The sequence below is a fragment of the Sorangium sp. So ce327 genome, assembly GCF_051530205.1.
In the GTDB taxonomy this organism is placed as follows: domain Bacteria; phylum Myxococcota_A; class Polyangia; order Polyangiales; family Polyangiaceae; genus Sorangium; species Sorangium cellulosum_B.
This window is the reverse complement of sequence record NZ_CP150330.1, coordinates 6,456,846-6,475,146: the sequence shown is the minus strand read 5'-3', so window position 1 is coordinate 6,475,146 and position 18,301 is coordinate 6,456,846. Positions and strand designations below refer to the sequence as shown.

Sequence of the window (18,301 nt, the reverse complement as noted above, 5' to 3'; positions counted from 1 at the left end):
TCGGCGCCTGAAATGACGACGGCGGCAGCCCCCGGGAGGGGACCGCCGCCGCGTCCGCGCTCAGGCCGCGCCGGGGATCAGGTCCCGCCGCTGGCCGAACCGCTCGCCGAGCCGCTGACGCTCGCGCTCGCCTTGATGTTGACGTCGATCGAGGCCGTCGCGCTGGCCGACGCGTCGACCGCGGCCGCGACGCAGGCGACCGCCTTGCCGCCGGCCTTGAGCGCCACGTCCTTCACCTCGACGCCCGCCTTGCCGACGCCGGACACCGCCGCCGCCAGCTTCTTGCCGGAGCCGAGCTGCACCTTCGCGATCGCCGGGAGCGACGTGCGGAGCGCGGCGACGAGCTTCTGCGCGTCGGCGTTCACCTTGCCGGTCGCCACGATGCGGACGTTCGGCGCATCGCACTTCGCCTCGCCGGCGGTCTTCGCCGTGCACTGCATCTGGCAGCTCGGGTCGACGCTCGGGGGCTTGAACTCGCCCGAGCACTTCGGCTCCTTGATCTCGGCGCTGCAGCCGCCGGAGCACGAGCCGGAGCACTTCGCCGCGGCCTTGACCTCGCAGGAGCCGGAGCAGCTGCCCTCGCAGGTGCCCGAGCAGGAGCCCTCGGCCTTGGCGTCGCACTTGCCCTCGCAGGTGCCGGCGCACGCCGCGCCCTTCGAGTCCTTGCCGTCGCACTTGCCGTCGCACTTGCCGCCGCAGGTGCCCTTGAAGCCGACGTCGCACTTGCCCGAGCAGCTCGCGTTGCAGGTGCCGGTGCACGCCGCGCCGGCCTCGACGCTGCACTTGCCCTTGCACTCGGCGTCGCACTTGCCGCTGATCTCGCCGCCCTCACAGCTCGCCTCGAGCTTGCCGGGCTGCACCGGCGAGCCGCAGTCGCCGAGGCACTTCTGCATGGCGGTGATGTCGGCGTAGCACTTCGGCGGATCGATCTGGACGGTGATCTTCGCCTCGGCGTTCGCCTTGACGGCGGCGTTCACCTTGGCCGAGACCGCGCCGCAGACCTTCTCGGCGCCCTTGCCGCCGCTCGGATCGGCCTTCAGCTCCGCCTCGCTCATGCCGAGGTCCTTGCCGAGCTTGGCGCACGAGGCGATGAGGTCCGCCTCCATGGCGACGGTGAGCTTGTCGAGCGACGCGGCCGCCTCGAGGAAGCCCTTGATCTTGCCCTCGACCTCGGCGCCGCCGTCGAACTTCAGGTTCGCGATGCCGCCGTTCTTCATCTCGTCGCAGCCGCTCGCGGCCGACGCCAGGTCACCGGCGGGGCCAGGAAGGCTGTCCGCACCCGGGATCCCCTTGCCGCCGCAGTTCACGAGGAGAGGCGAAGCCAGGCCGAGAAGGGCCACGGGCATCGCAAACAACTTCCATCGATTGACGCTCATCTCAGAATCCCTCCGGCACCTCGATCGGTACCCCATGGAGCGCGGACCCTATACCAGCAGCCGCGAACTTGAAAGCTGGGACAGCCGCGATCCTGCGCGACGGTCACTCGTAATGCCGAGCAGCCCCGCACCGCGGGCTCCAGCGACGGACGGCCCTCATTGCCCCAAGTCAGGATGGCTGTAAAGAATCAAGCTGAGCTCATCGCGCGGGGACGGCGGTCTGCATCGCAGGTGGCGCGAGGCGTTTCACATATATATATGGCCCGAGGGAGCTCGCGCGGCGCGCACGGCGTCTCGCCCGCGGCGCCTCACGCGCGGCGCGCGCCCCGTCCCTTGCCGGCCGCGCCCTCTCGGGCGCCGCTCACTCGTCGTCCTCGTCGAAGGGGAGGTTCAGCTGAGAAAGCGGGCGCGCGCCGACCGTGGGCCCGCCCTGCTTCTTGAAGAGCAGCTGCTCGCGCGCGATGTCGGCCTCGATGAGGTCCTGGTTGTCGTACGCGAACGCGAGCGCGTCGAGCACGCGCGCGGGCCCGAGGTTCGGGTACCGCTTGAGCAGCGTCTCCACCGACGCGCCGCCGCGGTGCCACGCCCAGAGCCGCCGGACCGGGACGCGCGACCCGAGGACGTGGGGGCTCCCGGCGAGCACCTGGCTATCGCTTCGCACGTGGGGGTGGGGGACGCGGATTCGCGGGAGCACCGGCGCGGCCATCGCGCGGAGCAGCCTAGTACCGGTCGCGATCGGATGGAAGGGCGCCGCGAGCCGACGGGCACGCTCGGCGCGGGCGCCGGGCTGTGCGGGCACGCTCGGCGGGCGCGCTCCGCCGGCACGCCCGCGCGAGGTCGTCGTCGCGCTCGTCGCGCGACCTCCGGCATCGTTCTCGCTTCGTTCCGCGCCCGCGCGTGCGATCCGGACTACCCTACGCCGCGGAGGCGCGCGAGCATCGTGCCCGTCGTCGTCACCGACCGGAGCTCATCCACCATGACCCAAGCCGAGAAGAACCCGCTTCGCGAAGGGATGCCCGAGGAGCGCACCGCCTCGCCGGCCGCGCTCGTCATCTTTGGCGCCTCGGGCGACCTGACGCGGCGCAAGCTGCTGCCCGCGGTCTACAACCTGACGCTCAGCCGGCTCCTCACCGGCGGCTTCGCCGTCGTCGGCGTGGCGCGGCGCCCGAAGCCGGACTTCGCGAAGGAGATGCGCGAGGCCGTCGGGAAGTACTCGCGCCGCCCGCTCGAGGAGGCGACCTGGAGCGAGCTCGAGAAGGGCATCAGCTACGTCCAGGGGGCGTTCGACGAGGCCGAGACGTACACCCGGCTCGCCGCGGAGCTCGAGCGGCTCGACGCCGAGCGCGGCACCCGCAAGAACCGGGTCTTCTACCTGGCCGTCGCCCCCGATCAGTTCGCGCCCATCGTGCGCGGCCTGCGCGCGGCGAACCTCGTCGCGCCGCCGTCGCACGAGAAGGACGCGCCGTTCCAGCACGTCGTCGTCGAGAAGCCGTTCGGCGAGGATCTGGAGAGCGCCCGCGCCCTCAACCGCGACCTGCTCGCCCACCTCGCGGAGTCGCAGATCTACCGGATCGACCACTACCTCGGGAAGGAGACCGTCCAGAACCTCCTCGTCCTGCGGTTCGGCAACACAATCTTCGAGCCGCTCTGGTCGCGCCAGCACGTCGATCACGTGCAGATCACCGTGGCCGAGGAGATCGGCGTCGAGGGGCGCGGCAAGTTCTACGAGAAGGTCGGCATCACGCGGGACATCGTGCAGAACCACGCGCTCCAGCTGCTCACGCTGGTCGCGATGGAGCCGCCGTCGTCGTGGGACGCGGACGCGGTGCGCGACGAGAAGGTGAAGGTGCTCCGCACGCTCCGGCCGATCGCGGGCCCGGACGCGCTGTCGTCGACGGTGCGCGGGCAGTATGCGCCCGGCATGGTGCGCGGCGAGAAGGTGCCCGGCTACACGGAGGAGCCGGACGTCGCGAAGGACTCGACGACGGAAACCTACGTCGCGATGAAGCTCCACCTGGACAGCTGGCGCTGGGGCGGGGTGCCGTTCTATCTGCGCGCCGGCAAGCGGCTGGCGAAGCGGGTGGCCGAGGTGGTGCTGCACTTCAAGCCGCTCCCGCACGGCCTGTTCAAGGGCGCCCCCGGCGCCACCGAGGAGCCGAACGCGCTCGTGATGCGCCTCCAGCCCGACGAGGGCATCTCGCTCCGCTTCGCGGCGAAGATCCCGGGCGGCGGCATCGCGATCCGCGGCGTCACGATGGATTTCCGGTACGGCGCCGCGTTCGGCTCCAGCACGCCCGAGGCGTACGAGCGGCTCCTGCTCGACGCGTTGCGCGGCGACGCCACGCTGTTCACGCGCGCCGACGAGGTCGAGGCGCAGTGGGGCTTCGTCGATCCGATCTTCGAGGGGTGGCGGGCGCAGAGCGCGCCGATCGCGCGCTACGCCGCGGGCAGCTGGGGCCCGCCGGAGGCCGACGCCCTCGTCGAGCCGTCGTCGGACGACGTGCGCGCCGTGTGCGGGGCCGGCGACGGGGGGAAGGCCCCGGAGCGGGCGTGGAGGCGGCCGTGAGCCGCGTCGCCGACGTCATCAAGCGGGTCGAGTCGGAGCTCGCCGAGTTCTGGTCGGCGCCCGACGAGTCGCGGGCGGAGCCGGCCCCGAAGACGCGCGCGTCGACCCTCAATTTCGTGGCGGTGGGGAGCCGCGCCGAGGTCGAGCGCCTGAAGGAGCAGGCCGAGGACCTCGCCGAGACGCACGCGGGCCGCACCCTGCTCATCACGCTCGACGACGGGCTCGACCCGCTGAGCGTCCAGGCCGACTGGTCGGCCACGTGCCGCCGCGCCGGCGAGGTGCCGATCTGCTACGACCGCGTGGAGCTCACGTTCGGGGTGGCCGCGGCCGAGCGCGTGGCTTCGGTCGTGAGCGCGCTCACGATCTCCGACGTGGCCGTGATCGTCGAGCTCGCGCCTGGCGCGCCGAACGTGCTCGGCGACGCGCTCGCGCCGATCTGCGATCGGCTGGTGTTCGACTCGGCCGAGACGTGCATCGAGCGCATCGCGGAGGTCGCGCGCGGGACGAGGGCGCCGCTCGCGGACCGGGCGTTCGTGCGGACGTTCTCGTTCCGCGAGCTCGTGGCCCGGTTCTTCGACGACATGCCGGAGGCGTGCCGGGCGATCCGGCGGGTGGAGATCGCGCGCAGCGCGGGGGCGAAGCCGGATCCGGCGGCGCTGTTCCTCGGCTGGATGGGCTCGCGGCTCGGCTGGACGTTCGAGTCGCGGGGGCCCGCGCCGTCCGGCGGCGTGGTCGGCCAGGCCCGCGGCGCGGACGGGGCGCCGATCGAGATCGCGCTGATCGACGGGCCGCCGGCGCCGGCGGACGCGCAGGCGTGGCGGCGGCTCGACGGCGTGCGCCTGTGGACGTCGCTGCGCGGCGAGCCGCTGGCGCTCGGCTGCGTGCGGCTCGACAAGGCGCCCGGCACGGTGCGGTGGACGATGGAGGGGGCGCGGTCGGCAGAGCACCTGCACCCGCTCGGCTACCGGGACGAGACGTGGGTGCTGGCGAAGACGATCGACTCGCTGGAGGGCGATCGGCTGCTGCGCGAGGCGGTGCTCGCCGCGGCGAAGTGGAGCGCCCTTTGACGAGCGCCGACAGGAGGACCGAGATGAACGGTGGTGAGGAGACCCTCGTCGCGGCGGACGCTGCGGAGCTCTCGCGGCTCGGGGCGGAGCTCATCGCGCGCGCCATCGTGGCGGCGGTCGACGCGCGCGGCGTCGCGCGCGTCGCGCTGTCGGGCGGGAGCACGCCGTCGGAGGCGTACCAGCGGCTCGCGGCGCTCTCGCTCCCATGGGCGCAGACCGAGTGGTTCTGGGTGGACGAGCGCGCGGTCGCGCCCGATCACCCCCGCTCGAACTACGGCGCCGCGCGCCGGGATCTGGCGGCGGCCGCCATCCCGGAGGAGCGCTTCTTCCGCATGGAGGGCGAGGCGCCGGACCTCGCCGGGGCCGCGGCGCGGTACGAGCGGCTCCTGAGGGCGCGGTTCGGGGTCGCGTCGGCGGTCTCCTTCGACGTGATGACGCTCGGGATCGGCGACGACGCGCACACGGCCTCGCTGTTCCCCGGGACGGGGGCGGCGGGCATCGAGGACCGCCTGGTCGCCGCGATCCCGGCGCAGCCGGACAAGGGGCTGGAGCCGCGGCTCACGCTGACGGCGCCGGTGATCCAGGAGGCGCGGCTGAAGCTGCTCCTGGCCCGCGGGGCGGGCAAGCGCGGGGTCGTGGCGCAGGCGAAGCGGCCCGGCCCGGCCGATGAGGTGCCGGCGCGGGTCGTGCGCGGCGGGCCCGGGCGGCTCGTCTGGCTGCTCGACGCCGCCGCCGCGCAGGCCGGGTAACGTCACGTCACGACGGGGATCGCGCACTGCTCGCGCAAGAACTCGGCGAGCGCCTCGGTCTTCATGAAGCCGCGGTCGCTCCCGTCACGCAGCCGGACGGTGGCGCCCTTCGCCTCCACCTCCTTGTCGCCGATGACGAGCATATGCGGGATCTTCTCGACCTGCGCTTCGCGGATCTTCGCGCCGAGCTTCTCCGAGCTCCGGACGAAGCTCGCCCGGATGCCGTGAGCGCGCAGCGCCTGGGTGACCTGTTCGGCGTGGTCGTTGTGTTTGTCCGACACCGTGACGACGCGCGCCTGCTCCGGTGAGAGCCACGCCGGCAGGGCGCCCGCGTGGTGCTCCAGGAGCACGCCGATGAACCGCTCGATCGAGCCGAGCAGCGCCCGGTGGAGCATGATCGGCTGCTCGAGCTCTCCCTTGGCGTTCACGAACCCGAGCGTGAAGCGCTCGGGGTTGTTGAAGTCGTACTGGAGCGTCGAGCACTGCCACCTACGCTCGAGCGCATCGACCAGCTTGATATCGATCTTCGGCCCGTAGAACGCTCCGCCGCCCGGGTCCACCGTGTACTCGAGGTCGAGGGCCTTGAGGGCCCCCGCGAGGGTGCTTTCGGCCTTGGCCCAGTCATCGAGGCCGCCGACGTACTTCTCCGGCCGCGTCGAGAGGTTGATGTCGAACTGCTCGAACCCGAACGTGCGGAGCATCTTCAGGATGAAGCGAAGCACGCGGTGGATCTCCTGCTCGACCTGGTCCGCGCGGCAGAACAGGTGCGCGTCGTCCTGGGTGAACCCGCGCACGCGCATCAGGCCGTGCATGACGCCCGCGGCCTCGTACCGGTACACGGTCCCGAGCTCCGCGAGGCGCATCGGGAACTCGCGGTAGCTCCGCGTCCGGCTCTTGACCATGAGGATGTGAAACGGGCAATTCATCGGCTTGCAGCAGTAGTCGTGGCCGTCCACCGACATGGGGGAGAACATCCCCTCCCGGTAGAAGTCCCAGTGGCCCGAGGTCTTCCACAGGTCCGCCTTGGCGATGTGCGGCGAGTAGACGATGTCGTAGCCCTCCTCGAGGTGCATCTTGCGCCACTGGTCCTCGATGATGGTGCGCAGGAGCCCGCCCTTCGGGAGCCACATGACGAGGCCGGCCCCGATCTCCTCGACGAAGTGCGGCTCGAAGTGCACCTCGACGTCGGCGTCCTTCCGGGCGCTCACCGCCGCCCTGAAGGCGCTCTTCGACTCCTGCGCCGCCGCGCCGCGGAGCCGGACGTGCAGGCGCGGGCGCGCCTCGTCGCCGCCGCCGCCGCCGCCCGCCGCCGCCTTCGGCGCCTCGCCGAACTTCACCGTTCGCCGGAGGGTCCGCCCGGGGAACGCCGAGGCCGCGGCGCCGAGGGTGTGCTCCACGAGCGCGCGGTCGAGGGGCGCCTCCGCGTCCACGCCGACGTAGAGGTCGATCTCGTCCTTCTCGGAGTAAGCGTGGGAGTCGTAGCGCTCGGAGACGAGGTAGAGCTCGAGATCCCGCCCGAGCGTCCTGTGGTCGCGCTTCTTCGCCTCTTCCAGGCGGCGCACGTACTTGTCGAGGTCGTCCTTGTTGGGGAACGCCACGCCGCGCACGCGCTGGAGCGACTGCTTCGTGGCGTCGGCGCGCCAGTAGGCCGCCGAGGACGAGGTGATCTTGAACCCCTTGATGAACCCCGCGTGGGGCAGGTGCGGACCGCGGCAGATATCCATGAACTCGCCGCAGCGATAGATCGATATGCTGTCCTCGGGGATCCAGGAGAGGATCTCCTCCTTGTATTCGTTCTTCTGCCCGAAACTCTCGAAGTAGGTCAGCGCGTTCTTCTTGAGGACGGAATGCAGCTCGAACTTGACCTTCTGCTCGATGAGCTTCTTCACCTCGGCCTCGATCATCTCGAGGTCGGAAGGGGTGAAGGTCCGACCGGCAACGTCGAAGTCGTAATAGAACTCGTCACCATGGCTCTTCGGGCCCATCGTGACCTTGGCGCCCGGGAACAGCCGGAGCACGGCCGTCGCCATGAGGTGCTCGGCGGAGTGGTTGATCGTGTCCCTGCCCTCGGCCGTGTCCGGCTTCAGCAACTCCAGCTTCGCGCCGTCCCGGAGGGGCACGCGGAGGTCCTGGACCACCCCGTCGACGCGCGCGACGACGACGGCCTCGGCGAGCCTCGGCGAGATGGCCCGGGCGGCGTCGAACGCCGTGCCGCCATCCTCGAGCGCGAGGACCTTCCCATCAGGTAGAACGACCGAAGTTGCCATGACGTGACCTTCTTTTCTCTTTCCCCCGACTGTACGAGCGTCAGGTGTGTCGGTCTTAAAGCACCGTGCCACCAGCGTGTCAACGCCGCGAGGCCGCGCGCGGCCGCTCGATTCGAACGTGAGGGGGAGCGTGCGGCCGCGCGCGAGGAGCTCGTCCGCTCCTGCTCGGATCCTGCTCGGATCGTGCCCGGCGCGAGGCGGCGCCGCGCGATATGGCCTCTCGGCACCCCGGGGCGAACTCGCGCTCATCCGCCTCGGACCGACAGCGCTGCTCGATTCGGAGGCATGGAGTTGCGCGCGCGACTCCATGCCTCCGTCGTGGGCACGAGGACACGGGGCGTCAGGGCCTCCGGGCCGCCGCGCGGGCCCGGGGCTGCTCCGCGGCGGCGAGCTCTCTGGCGACGGCGAGCGCGCCCCGCACGCCGACCAGGGGATCGGTGACCACCGCGACGGGCACGTCCTCGAGGAGCGGCCTGAGGCGCCCCTTCTTCACGAAGGACTTCATGAACAGCTCGCGCCGCTGGGGGACGAGGTTCCTCGCGATGTTCCCGAGGACGAAGACCCCGCCGAGCGCGAGCTCGCGCAGGGCGAGGTTGCCGGCCTCGGCGCCGTAGATCTCGACGAACAGGTCGACCGCGCGCGCGGCGGGCCGGAACGCGCGGGCGAGCCCGAGCTCGGCGATCGCCGCGTTGCGGTCGCCCTCGGCGAGGCGGCGCTCGATCGCGCGCGGCACGCGGGCGGCGCGGGCGAAGAAGTCGAAGAGGGCGCCGAGCCCGTCGCCCGAGAGGACCCGCTCGTAGCTCACGTGGTCCGGGTGGCGCTCGGCGAGGAACTGCCACAGCTCGACCTCGACCGCGGAGCGCGGGGCAAAGTCGGCGTGCCCTCCCTCGGTCGGGAGCGTGACGTGGCGGGCGCCATTCCAGAGGAGCCGGGCCTCGCCGAGCCCCGTGCCGGCGGCGATGACGGCCACGTTGTTCCCCTTCGGCCGCGGCCTGCGCTCCGTGAGCGGCTCGATGGACGCGCGGGCGACGTGCAGGCAGCCCGTGGCGCCGACGACGAGGTCGTTGACCAGGAGCACGCGCGCGATCTTGAGCCGGCGCGACAGCTCGCGCTCCGCGAGGCGCCAGGGCAGGTTCGTGACGGTGGCGACCTGGTCCTTGATGGGGCCCGCGACGCCGAGCACGGCGACGGCGGGGTGAGGGGCGTCGCTGCGCACGAGGAACGGGAGGGCGATCTCCTCGAAGCTCGCGTGGTCGCGGCTGCGGAAGACGGCCTCGGAGAGGGGGCGGCCGCCGGAGCCACCGTAGAGCGCGAGCCGGGTGTTGGTGCCTCCGATGTCGCCGACGAGCAGCGACGGGGCGACCGATCTGTTGGTCCTTGCCACGCGGGCGCCCTGCCAGCGCCGTGCCTCGGCGGCAAGGCGATCGATCATCGAGCGAGCCCGGGGATCGAGGATTCCGGGCGAACTCGAGCGCGCGTGATCGCCTGGAGGCGACGGCGCCTGGCTCGCGGGCTGCCTGCCGAGGCCGTTTCATGTCCTGCGCCGCTTGACCGGCGGCCTGCCTCCGGCCGAGAGTGCCTGCGTGCAGCGGCTGTTCCCCGCGCTCCTGGTCGCGCTTGCCGGCCTCATTGCTCCCGCCGGCGCTGCGTTCGCCGGGCCGGTGCAGGCCGCGTCTGCGCCCTCGCAGGCCGCGCCCGCCCCCTCGCAGGCTGCGCGTGCCCCCTCGCAGGCCGCGCCCGCCCCCTCGCAGGCTGCGCGTGCCCCCTCGCAGGCCGCGCCCGCCCCCTCGCAGACCGCGTCCGCGCCCTCGCGGGCCGCATCTGCGCCCTTGCAGGCTGTGCCCGCGCCCTCGCAGGCCACGCCCGCCTCCTCGCAGGCTGCGCGTGCCCCCTCGCAGGCTGCGCCCTCTCCCTCGCAGCTCGCGCCCCCGTTGGCCTCGTTCGAGCCCACGCAGCTCGCGCCCCCGCCGGATTCTTCGGTCCAGCCGCCGCTCGTGCAGGTCTTGCCACCGCCCGCGGAGGCCCCGTCGGCGTCCGCGCAGGTCGTGCTGGCGCCCGCCCCGGTCGCTCGCCCTCCGGCGCCGCCGCCTGCGCCGGTCGCACCGGCGTCCGCGCCGGTGGCGCCGCCGGCCCCGGCCGTTGACCAGGGCGAGCCGGTGGCTCCCGACCCCCAGCCTTCACCTCCCGTGGTCGAGCAGCCCGAGGCGCGCGTCGAGCTGCTCGGCAGGACGGTCTTCGCCCTCCGCGTGCACCGGGGCAGCCTCTCTCCCCCGGAGCGCGCCCGTGAGGCGGCGCGCGTGCTGGAGCGCGCCGCCCAGGAGAAGGCGGTCCCCGAGGTCCGCGTCAACGAGCAGGACGGCGTGGCGGTCGTCTACGTCGGCGACCGCCCGCTCGTCCACCTCGGCCCCGAGGACGCGGCGGCGGCGGGCCACACAACGGTCGCGGGCCACGCCGCCGCGGTCGCCGGCACGGTGCGCGACGTCCTCGCCAAGGAGCAGAGCCGGAGCCGCCTCGCGACGAGCGTCTTCTCGTTCTCGCTGCTCGTCTTCTCCGGGCTGATCGCGCTGCTCCTGCTCCGCAAGGTCGGCGAGCTCGTCGAGCGAGGGCGCGCCTGGGTCGCCGAGCACCCGGAGCGGCTCCCGGCGCTGCACGTCCGCGGCATCGAGATGCTCCGGCCCGCCGCGTCGCAGGGCGCGCTCTCGGTCGCGCTCGGCGCCGCCGGCGTCCTCGTCCGGCTGGGCATCGCCTACATCTGGATCCTCTTCGCCCTCTCCCTGTTCGCCTCCACGCGCGGCACCAGCGAGAAGCTCACCGGCTTCGTGCTCGCGCCCATGTCGGAGCTCATGGGGCGCATCGCGCGGAGCGTCCCGGTGCTCGTGCTCGCGATCCTCGCGACGCTCGCGGTCATCGTCCTCATCCGCTTCGTGGGGCTGTTCTTCGGGAGCGTGAGCCGGGGTGAGACGTCGCTGGGGTGGCTCCCGTCCGATCTCGCGGTCGCCACCGGCGTCCTTGTCCGCTTCGGCATCCTCGTGGCCGCGCTGCTCCTCGCGGCCCCGCTCATCACCGGCACCGACGAGGGGGCGTTCACGCGGATCGGCTTCGTCGTGCTCGCGGCGGCCGGGCTCGCCAGCACGCCGCTCATCGCGTCGGCGGCCGTCGGCCTCTCGGTCATCTACGGGCGGCGCCTGCGCGTCGGCGACATCGCCGACGTGGGCGGCCGCGCCGGGCGGGTCCGCGAGCTCACGCTCTTCGAGGCGCGCCTCGAGGACGAGGACGGCTGCGTCGTGCGCGTGCCGCACCTGCTCAGCCTGTTCCACCCGACGCGCATCCGCGGCCGCCCTCCGGTCGTGTCCGTCGAGATCAGCGTCGACCCCGCCGCCGATCTCGATCGGGTGCGCGAGCTGCTCCTGAAGACGGGCTCGGGCCTCGGCAGCCGCGCCCGCGCCGCGCTCGTCGCGATCGACGAGGGGGGCGCTCATTTCCGGGCCACGATGGCCTGCGACGGCGACGACGTGCGCAGCCGCTGGCTCACCGCGGTCGCGCAGGCCCTCGTCGCCGCGGACATCCCGCTCGGGCGCGCGCCGGCGTCCTCCGGCGGCGCGCGGCGCGCCGCGCCCGCGCCCGCGCCCGCGCCGGTCGACCGGAGCGCCGCCTCGTGAACGCCGTCTGGCTCCTGATGGGGCTCCTCGTGCTGTCGTACCTCGGCAGCTCGCTCGTCAGCGGCCGCGTGCTCCGGGGCATCGGCCTCCCTTCCGGCGCCGAGTACGTCGTGCTCGGCTTCGTGCTCGGGCCCTCGGCGCTCGGGCTGCTCGAGCCCTCGTCGCTCGCCGCGTTCGAGCCCGTGGCGGGCGTCGCGCTCGGCTGGCTCGCGCTGGTCGTCGGCCTCGACTTCGGCTTCGTCGGCAGCCGCCGCGTGCGGCCGTCCCGGATGGCGCTCTGCGTGCTCATGAGCCTCCTGACCGGCGGCGCGGTGGCCGCCGCCGTCTGGTTCGCGGCGGCCCACGGCGCTCCCTCGCTCGATCGCGGCGACCGCGCGCTGCTCGCTGCGGGCGTGGGCGCCGTCTCCGCCGAGACGACGCGGCACGCCGTGCTGTGGGTCACGCAGCGCTACAGCGCGAGCGGCAAGCTCTCGGATCTCATCGCCGACATCGCCGACTGCGACGATCTCGGCCCGCTGCTCATGATGGGCGGCGCGTTCGCGCTCGTCCCGCAGGCGACGGCCCAGTGGCCGATCCCGTTCTGGGGGTGGACGGTCGTGACGGCGCTCATCGGCGTGGTGCTCGGGCTCATCGCGGTCGTGCTCCTCGGGAGCGATTTCCGCCTGATCCAGAGCTGGGGCGTGCTGCTCGGGGCCTCGCTGCTGACGATGGGCACGAGCGCCCGGGTCGGCCTGTCGCCGCTGTTCGCGGCGTTCGCGATGGGCGTGACGATCGCCGCCTTGTCGCGGCACCGCGACGAGATCGTCGCCATGGTCGCGCCGACCGAGCGGCCGGTCATCCTGCCGGCGCTCCTGCTCGCGGGCGCGCACGTGAACCCGAAGGCGGCGCCGTTCCTGCCCTGGATCGTGGCGATCGCGCTCGGGGCGAGGCTCGTGGGCAAGCTCGCGACCGGGCTCGTCTTCCGCGTCGTGTCGCCCGACGCGCGCGAGACGTCGCCGTGGCTCGGCCTCGGGCTGCTCTCGTCCGGCGCGGTGGCGATGAGCGTCGGCCTCGCCTTCGCGCTGCGCTTTCCGGGCCCGGTCGGGCACACCGTCCTCTTCGCCGCGACGGCCGCGGCCGTGTTCGGCGAGCTCGTCGGGCCGCAGGCGCTTCGCGCCACGCTCCGCAAGGCCGGTGAGCTCGCCGCGCCCGAGCGGGAGTCTCTCTACTTCGGCCGCGGCCTGGCCCGCGCCGGGCGCGGCGCCGCGCCCGGCGACGGAGGCGAGAGGGGCGGCCCGTCGTCGCCCGCGGCGCAGCGCGGGGGAGGGATGAGGAACGAAGAGGTGTCTCCGTGAGCGCCGCAGCACTCCCTGACGTCGAGCCCGCCTCGCCCGCCGGCCCGGCCGCGCCGGCCGATCCGGGCGCGCCCGCCGAGCAGCAGGGCGCGCCCTCCGCGCGGCACCACGGGTCGGCCCCGAAGGGGCCGCTGAACCACCTCACGCACGCCGTCGCGCTCGTGATCCTGTTCGGGCTGCTCTACGCCACGACGCGCGCGGTCCCTCACGAGCACGGGCCCGCGGGGGCGGTCGCTTCGATCGGCTTCCTCCTGCTCGCGGGCACGCTCGCGAGCGAGCTCGTCGAGCCGCTCCGCCTGCCGCACATCTCGGGCTACATCTTCGCGGGCATCGTCGCCGGCCCGCACGTCTTGAAGCTCGTCGACCACCACGCCGTGGAGGAGATCTCGCGGGTCAACGCGCTGGCGCTGGCGCTCATCGCGCTCGCGGGCGGCGCCGAGCTGCGGATCGACGCCGTCAAGAAGAGCCTGAAGAGCATCCTCCTGCACAACCTCGTCCAGACGGTGCTCGTCTTCGTGGCGATGACGGGCGTCTTCTACGCGGCGCGCTCGCTGGTGCCGTTCGCGGCCGAGCTCTCGACCACGGCGGCGCTCGGCGTGGCCGTCCTGTGGGGCGTCATCGCGGTCACCCGCAGCCCCTCGGCCGTGCTCGGGATCCTCTCCCAGACGCGCGCGACCGGCCCCGTCGCGATGCACACGCTCGCGTTCGTGATGACGTCGGACATCATCGTCATCATCGTGACGGCGGTCGCGCTCTCCACGGTGCGGCCGCTCCTCGAGCCGGGCGCGACGATGTCGATGCACGAGATCGAGCTGCTCGGCCGCGAGATCCTGGGGAGCATCTCGATCGGCACGACGCTCGGGCTCGCGCTCGCGGCCTACATGCGGCTGATCGGCCGCCAGCTCATCCTCGTGTTCGTGGCGCTCGGCTTCGGCGCGACGGAGGTGCTGCGGTACCTCCGCTTCGACGCGCTGCTCGTGTTCGTGGTGGCCGGCTTCGTCGTCGCGAACCTGTCGAAGCAGGGCGAGAAGCTGGTGCACGCGGTCGAGGACGCCGCGAGCGTGGTGTTCGTGCTGTTCTTCGCGACGGCCGGCGCGCACCTCGACCTGCCCCTCTTGCGGCAGATGTGGCCTGTCGCGCTGCTCTTCGGCGTCTCGCGCGCCCTGGTGACGTGGGTCGCGAACCGCATCGGCAACCGGCTGGCGGACGATCCGCCGCTCCTGCGGCGGTGGTCGTGGTGCGGGCTGGTCTCGCAGGCCGGGCTGACGCTGGGGATCAGCGTGACCATCGAGCGCGCGTTCCCGTCGATCGGCGCCGGTTTCGGCGCGCTCGTCATCGGTTGCGTCGCGCTGAACGAGGTGTTCGGCCCGATCCTCTTCAAGTACGCGCTCGACCGCGCCGGCGAGACGGCGGTCGAGGCCTCGCGCGGGTCGCTGCCGAACCTCGGGCGCCACGGGTGAGCCGGGGCCCTGTCACGGGGTGAACCGGAGCGAGTAGCTCACCACGGTGGGGCCTTTCCTCGGCTTGAGGAAGTCGATCTGCTCGAAGACGCCGACCACGCACTTCGTGAACGCCTGGCCCTTGAGCGCCGTCCGCGGCTTGCGCACCTCGGCCTTGCCGCCGTCCTTCTCGATGCGGAGATCGATGCCGAAGTCGCCGCCCTTGGCCGGGTCCTCGGCGAGCGCGAAGCAGCGGCGGAACTCGTCGAAGTGGGGCGCGACCGAGCGCTTGATCGGCTCCTTGGTGAAGTCGTCGTGCGGGCCGCCGCCGATGTGCATGCCGATGTTGGCGACCTTGACCTTCGGGAGCGGCCCGGCGTCGGCTGGCGCCGCCGCATCGGGCGCGGCGCTGGCGGCGGGCGCGGCACTGGCGGCGGCGACCGTCGTCTCGGCGGCGGGCGCAGCGCTGGCGGCGGGGGCAGCGCTGGTGGCTGGCGCGGCGCTGGCGATGGGGGCAGCGCTCGAGGCCGAGTCGGGGGGAGCGGACGGAGCGGCGGTCGCGGAAGCGGCCTGCGTCACTTCGGCCGGGGGCGCGGTGCGCGGCGAGCAGCTGGCGACAGCGGCAGCGAAGGCGAGGGGAGCGGAGAGCGCGAGGAGGAACGGAGCGGGACGGCGCATGATGGCGCGCGAATCTACACCGCGGCGCGCGCAGATCCAGGAAGCGGGGGCGGCGCGAGCGCGGCCGAGGCAACGCGAGGAATGACGATCCGATCGCTGCGCGTGGAGAGCCGCCGTGATGCGCGTGAGGGACGCCGTGACGGAGGGAAGGGGTCCGTCGCGCCCGAAGGCGCAGTTTGTGCGCTGGATTGCGTTCGTGTCCCGCGCCTAGGGCGCCGTCGCGTCCCGGCGCTTCTGCACGGCGTCGTTGTGGTCGTCCAGGCTCTCGCTGAACCGGTGGCGGCCGCCGCCCGCGGCCACGAAATAGAGGTACTTCGTCGCCGCGGGCGCCAGCACGGCCGCGATCGACGGCGCCCCTGGGTTGGCGATCGGCCCGGGCGGCAGCCCCGGGTGCGCGTAGGTGCTGTAGCGGTTCTTCGGATCCCGCACCACGGCGGGCGTCGGCTTGCCGCCCCACTCGGCGCATGACGGCGCCTCCTCGGGCCAGGCGACGCAGCCGTAGAGCGCCGTCGCGTCGGACTGCAGCTTGCGAGAGCGGAAGCTCGGATCGAGGAGCCGGTTCAGGAACACGCTCGCGATGAGCGGCCGCTCCTCCTCGACGACCGCCTCCTTCTCGATGATGGAGGCCAGCGTGAGCACCTCGCGGCGACCCCAGCCGAGCGTCGCCTGGAGCGCCGCGAGCCCGTCCTTGCCCTGCGCCGCGAGCGCGCTCCACCGCCGGTCGGACTCGGCGACGAGGCGCCGCGCCACGTCGCGCGCGTCGGAGTCCAGCGCGAGCTCGTACGTCGCCGGGAAGAGGTACCCCTCCGCGCTCTCCGCGCCCACGGCGCCGCCGCGCTCGATGCCGAGCGCGTCGAGGAACGCGCCGTCGGCGGTGGCCGCGAGGAACGTCTTGCGGCCGGCGATGCGCAGCTTCTCCAGCCGGGCGGCGATGTCGAAGCGGCTGAAGCCCTCGGGGATCGTGAGCTTCGCCGTGGGGCGCCCCTCCGCGCGCGCGAGCAGCTGCCGCAGCTCCCGCGGCGTCGCTCCCTCGAAGAGCAGGTGAGGGCCCGGCACGAACGCCTCGGTGCCGCCCGTCGCGCCGAGGTAGAGCGCCATGGCGCGCTCGCTCTCGACGAGCCCCTCGGCCGCGAGCAGCGCGGCCGCCTCGCCCGCGTCGAGCCCGCCCGGCCAGTTGATCTCCACGACGCGCCCCCGGTCCGGCGCCCTCGCGCGCCCGAAGCCGAACACCAGCGCGAGGAGCGCGGCGCACGCCGCCATGACCACGCCCGCGAGCCCGAGGAGCAGCGCGCGCCCGCGCCCGGTCCGGGGCTGGGCAGGGCGCCGCGACGCCGGCGAGCGCTGCCCCGCGCCGCGCGAGCGCCGCGCGGGGGTCGCCTTCCGGGTCGACGGCGGCTCGCGCGGCGGCGAGCCCTGCGCGCCGTCGCCACCCGTCCGGCGGTTTCCCGGCCGGCTCGCCCTAGGTCGAACGCCCACCGCCGGGAGTCAAAACCCGAAAGCCCGACGCGTGTCAACGCCCCGCGTGGCCGCGGGGCAGGGGCCGGAGCGCGCCGTCCGCGCCGCCCGCGCCGGGCGCCGCGCGTCAGCGCGCCAGATCGAAGGCCTCCGCCTCGTTGCGGCGGACGGCGCTCTTGCCCTGGCGGGACTGCGCCGGGGCGGGCCGCGGCGGCGCTGCCGCCGGGGCCTGCGCGAAGCCGCCCGGCCCCGCGGCGGCGGCCGGCGGCGGCGTGGCGAACGCCGGCGGTGTGGCGAAGTCCGTGCCCGCGCGCTCCAGCGCGGCGAGCTGGCCCTCGAAATCGGACGCCACGTCCTTCGCGCGGTTCGCCGGGGCGCTGGCCTTCGCCTTGTCGGCCGCCTTCTTGAGCGACGCCTGCTGCGCGTCGAGCTTGCTGCGCGCCTCGTCGAGCCGTCCCTGCTCGAACAGGAAGTTGGCCTGCTTCAGCGCCGCCGCCGTCTCGCTCCGCTGCACGCGCCCCGCGACGAGCGCGTCGAGCTCGCTCGCGTCGGCGTCGCTGTCCGCGATCGCGACGCCGAGCTTGCCCACGCACCGGGCGTCGGTCCTGGCGACGAGGTCCCGGTAGGTGAGGCCCACGTCGGCGACGGGGGACTCGCCGCGCGCGTCGCCGCCGGGGCCGCCGAGGCCGCCGAGGCGCACCTTGAGCAGGACCGTCTTCACCTCCCCCGCCGCGAACGCGCCGAGCGGCACGATGACCTGATCGCCGGCCCGCCGGAACGAGCGATCGAAGACCCGGTCGAGCTCCACGCCGGGCGCCAGGTCGATCGCGAGCTCCGCGCCGCTCGCGACCGACGCCGTGAGCTGCTCGGCCTCCGCCTCGAAGATGCGCGCGAGCGCGGCGTCGTTCTCGACGAAGTAGTGCCGGCCGTTCGAGTCGAGCGCGATCGCCGACAGGATCTTCTCGTTGTAGTCGACGTCGACCCCGATGGTCGTGATGGCGACGCCGCGATCGCGCGCCCGCTGCGCCATCGCGCGGAAGCCGGGGACGTCGCGGACCCCGTGGTTGGCGTCGCCGTCGCTGAGGACGAGCATCCGGCTCACGCCGGCGCTCGACTGACCGAGCAGCGAGAGGCCCTCCTCGATGCCGCACGAGATGCACGTGTCGCCGCCGAGCGAGATGCCGCGGACGCTCGCGAGGATGCGGCCGCGCGTGTCCGGCCCGACCGTGGTGGGCGGCACGACCACGCTGGTCCTCGTGTCGAAGGTGACCACCGACACGACGTCGCCGTCGTTCAGGCGGCTCACGGCCGTCGTCGCCGCCTGCACGGCGTTCGTGAGGCGGGTGCCCTTCATCGAGCCGGAGCGATCGATGACCAGCGAGAGGTTCGCCTGCGCCTGCGACCTCGCGGGCGCCCCGTCGCCGCGGACCTCGAACATCAGGAACGTCTCCTGCGCCGAGCGAGGCAGGCGCGCGTGACCGACGCGCCCCTCCAGCATCAGCCTCGATCCGGTGGTGAAGCGGCTCGGATCGAGCGCGGCCACGGCGCCGCCCGTCACCTCGGGGATCTGGCGGGGCGGCTCGGTGATCACCTCCGGGACCGCCGTGACGGAGCTCCCGCCCCCGGACGGGGCCAGGGAGTAGACGGAGAGGCTCGTGAACATCATGCCGAGGGCGGAGAACAGGGCGACGTGGGTCGGCTTCATGGCTCC

The 18,301-nt window shown here is 73.6% G+C and carries 13 protein-coding genes; 6 read left to right on the top strand and 7 right to left on the bottom strand.

The window, feature by feature from the left end:
- Positions 1-77 precede the first annotated feature (77 nt).
- Both WME95_RS24175 and WME95_RS24170 read right to left on the bottom strand, forming a co-directional pair.
- Entirely contained in the window at positions 78-1,376 is a 1,299-nt protein-coding gene (locus WME95_RS24175; RefSeq protein WP_437910778.1) for a hypothetical protein, read from the bottom strand.
- Between the two features lie 361 nt (positions 1,377-1,737).
- The gene (locus tag WME95_RS24170) at positions 1,738-2,082 is read right to left on the bottom strand and encodes a DUF433 domain-containing protein (RefSeq protein ID WP_437910777.1); all 345 of its coding nucleotides are present in this window, start codon (positions 2,080-2,082) and stop codon (positions 1,738-1,740) included.
- Between the two features lie 270 nt (positions 2,083-2,352).
- On the opposite strand from WME95_RS24170, the gene zwf reads away from it, so the two are divergent.
- Genes zwf through pgl form a run of 3 tightly spaced genes read left to right on the top strand, consistent with a single transcriptional unit; the run spans position 2,353 to position 5,758 of the window.
- Positions 2,353-3,942 (top strand): glucose-6-phosphate dehydrogenase, encoded by a 1,590-nt coding sequence (zwf, locus tag WME95_RS24165; RefSeq protein WP_437910776.1) that lies wholly within the window; start codon positions 2,353-2,355, stop codon positions 3,940-3,942.
- Positions 3,939-5,009, top strand: a complete 1,071-nt coding sequence (locus WME95_RS24160; protein ID WP_437555056.1) for a glucose-6-phosphate dehydrogenase assembly protein OpcA — start codon at positions 3,939-3,941, stop codon at positions 5,007-5,009. Before zwf ends, WME95_RS24160 begins: the two co-directional genes overlap by 4 nt.
- A 23-nt stretch (positions 5,010-5,032) precedes the next feature.
- A complete protein-coding gene (pgl, locus tag WME95_RS24155) occupies positions 5,033-5,758 on the top strand; it encodes a 6-phosphogluconolactonase (RefSeq protein WP_437910775.1) in 726 nt (241 codons plus the stop codon).
- Positions 5,759-5,760: 2 nt separating this feature from the next.
- Here pgl and thrS read toward each other — a convergent pair whose 3' ends face one another.
- Together thrS and WME95_RS24145 are read right to left on the bottom strand one after the other, a co-directional pair.
- Positions 5,761-8,025 carry a threonine--tRNA ligase gene (gene thrS, locus WME95_RS24150; RefSeq protein WP_437910774.1) on the bottom strand — a complete coding sequence of 755 codons (2,265 nt, stop codon included), beginning with the start codon at positions 8,023-8,025 and terminating at the stop codon, positions 5,761-5,763.
- 340 nt (positions 8,026-8,365) lie between these two features.
- The gene (locus tag WME95_RS24145; protein ID WP_437910773.1) at positions 8,366-9,457 is read right to left on the bottom strand and encodes a glucokinase; all 1,092 of its coding nucleotides are present in this window, start codon (positions 9,455-9,457) and stop codon (positions 8,366-8,368) included.
- 499 nt (positions 9,458-9,956) lie between these two features.
- Between WME95_RS24145 and WME95_RS24140 the strand changes: the two genes are divergently transcribed.
- From WME95_RS24140 to WME95_RS24130, 3 genes are read left to right on the top strand one after another with little or no spacing between them, the layout of a single operon-like run.
- Positions 9,957-11,684, top strand: coding sequence for a mechanosensitive ion channel domain-containing protein (locus tag WME95_RS24140; protein ID WP_437910772.1), 1,728 nt, complete (start codon positions 9,957-9,959; stop codon positions 11,682-11,684).
- Positions 11,681-13,018 (top strand): cation:proton antiporter, encoded by a 1,338-nt coding sequence (locus tag WME95_RS24135; protein ID WP_437910771.1) that lies wholly within the window; start codon positions 11,681-11,683, stop codon positions 13,016-13,018. The genes WME95_RS24140 and WME95_RS24135 overlap by 4 nt, the downstream gene beginning before the upstream one ends.
- A complete protein-coding gene (locus WME95_RS24130) occupies positions 13,015-14,478 on the top strand; it encodes a cation:proton antiporter (protein ID WP_437910770.1) in 1,464 nt (487 codons plus the stop codon). Before WME95_RS24135 ends, WME95_RS24130 begins: the two co-directional genes overlap by 4 nt.
- Before the next feature lie 12 nt (positions 14,479-14,490).
- On the opposite strand, the gene WME95_RS24125 is transcribed toward WME95_RS24130, so the two are convergent.
- The 3 genes from WME95_RS24125 to WME95_RS24115 form a co-directional block, all read right to left on the bottom strand.
- Complete coding sequence (locus WME95_RS24125) at positions 14,491-15,135, bottom strand: hypothetical protein (RefSeq protein WP_437910769.1); 645 nt, start codon at positions 15,133-15,135, stop codon at positions 14,491-14,493.
- A gap of 207 nt (positions 15,136-15,342) precedes the next feature.
- Positions 15,343-16,611 carry an endolytic transglycosylase MltG gene (gene mltG, locus WME95_RS24120; protein WP_437910768.1) on the bottom strand — a complete coding sequence of 423 codons (1,269 nt, stop codon included), beginning with the start codon at positions 16,609-16,611 and terminating at the stop codon, positions 15,343-15,345.
- A 106-nt stretch (positions 16,612-16,717) separates the two neighbouring features.
- On the bottom strand, positions 16,718-18,295 hold the full coding sequence (locus tag WME95_RS24115; protein WP_437910767.1) for a vWA domain-containing protein: 1,578 nt from the start codon (positions 18,293-18,295) through the stop codon (positions 16,718-16,720).
- Positions 18,296-18,301: the final 6 nt, after the last annotated feature.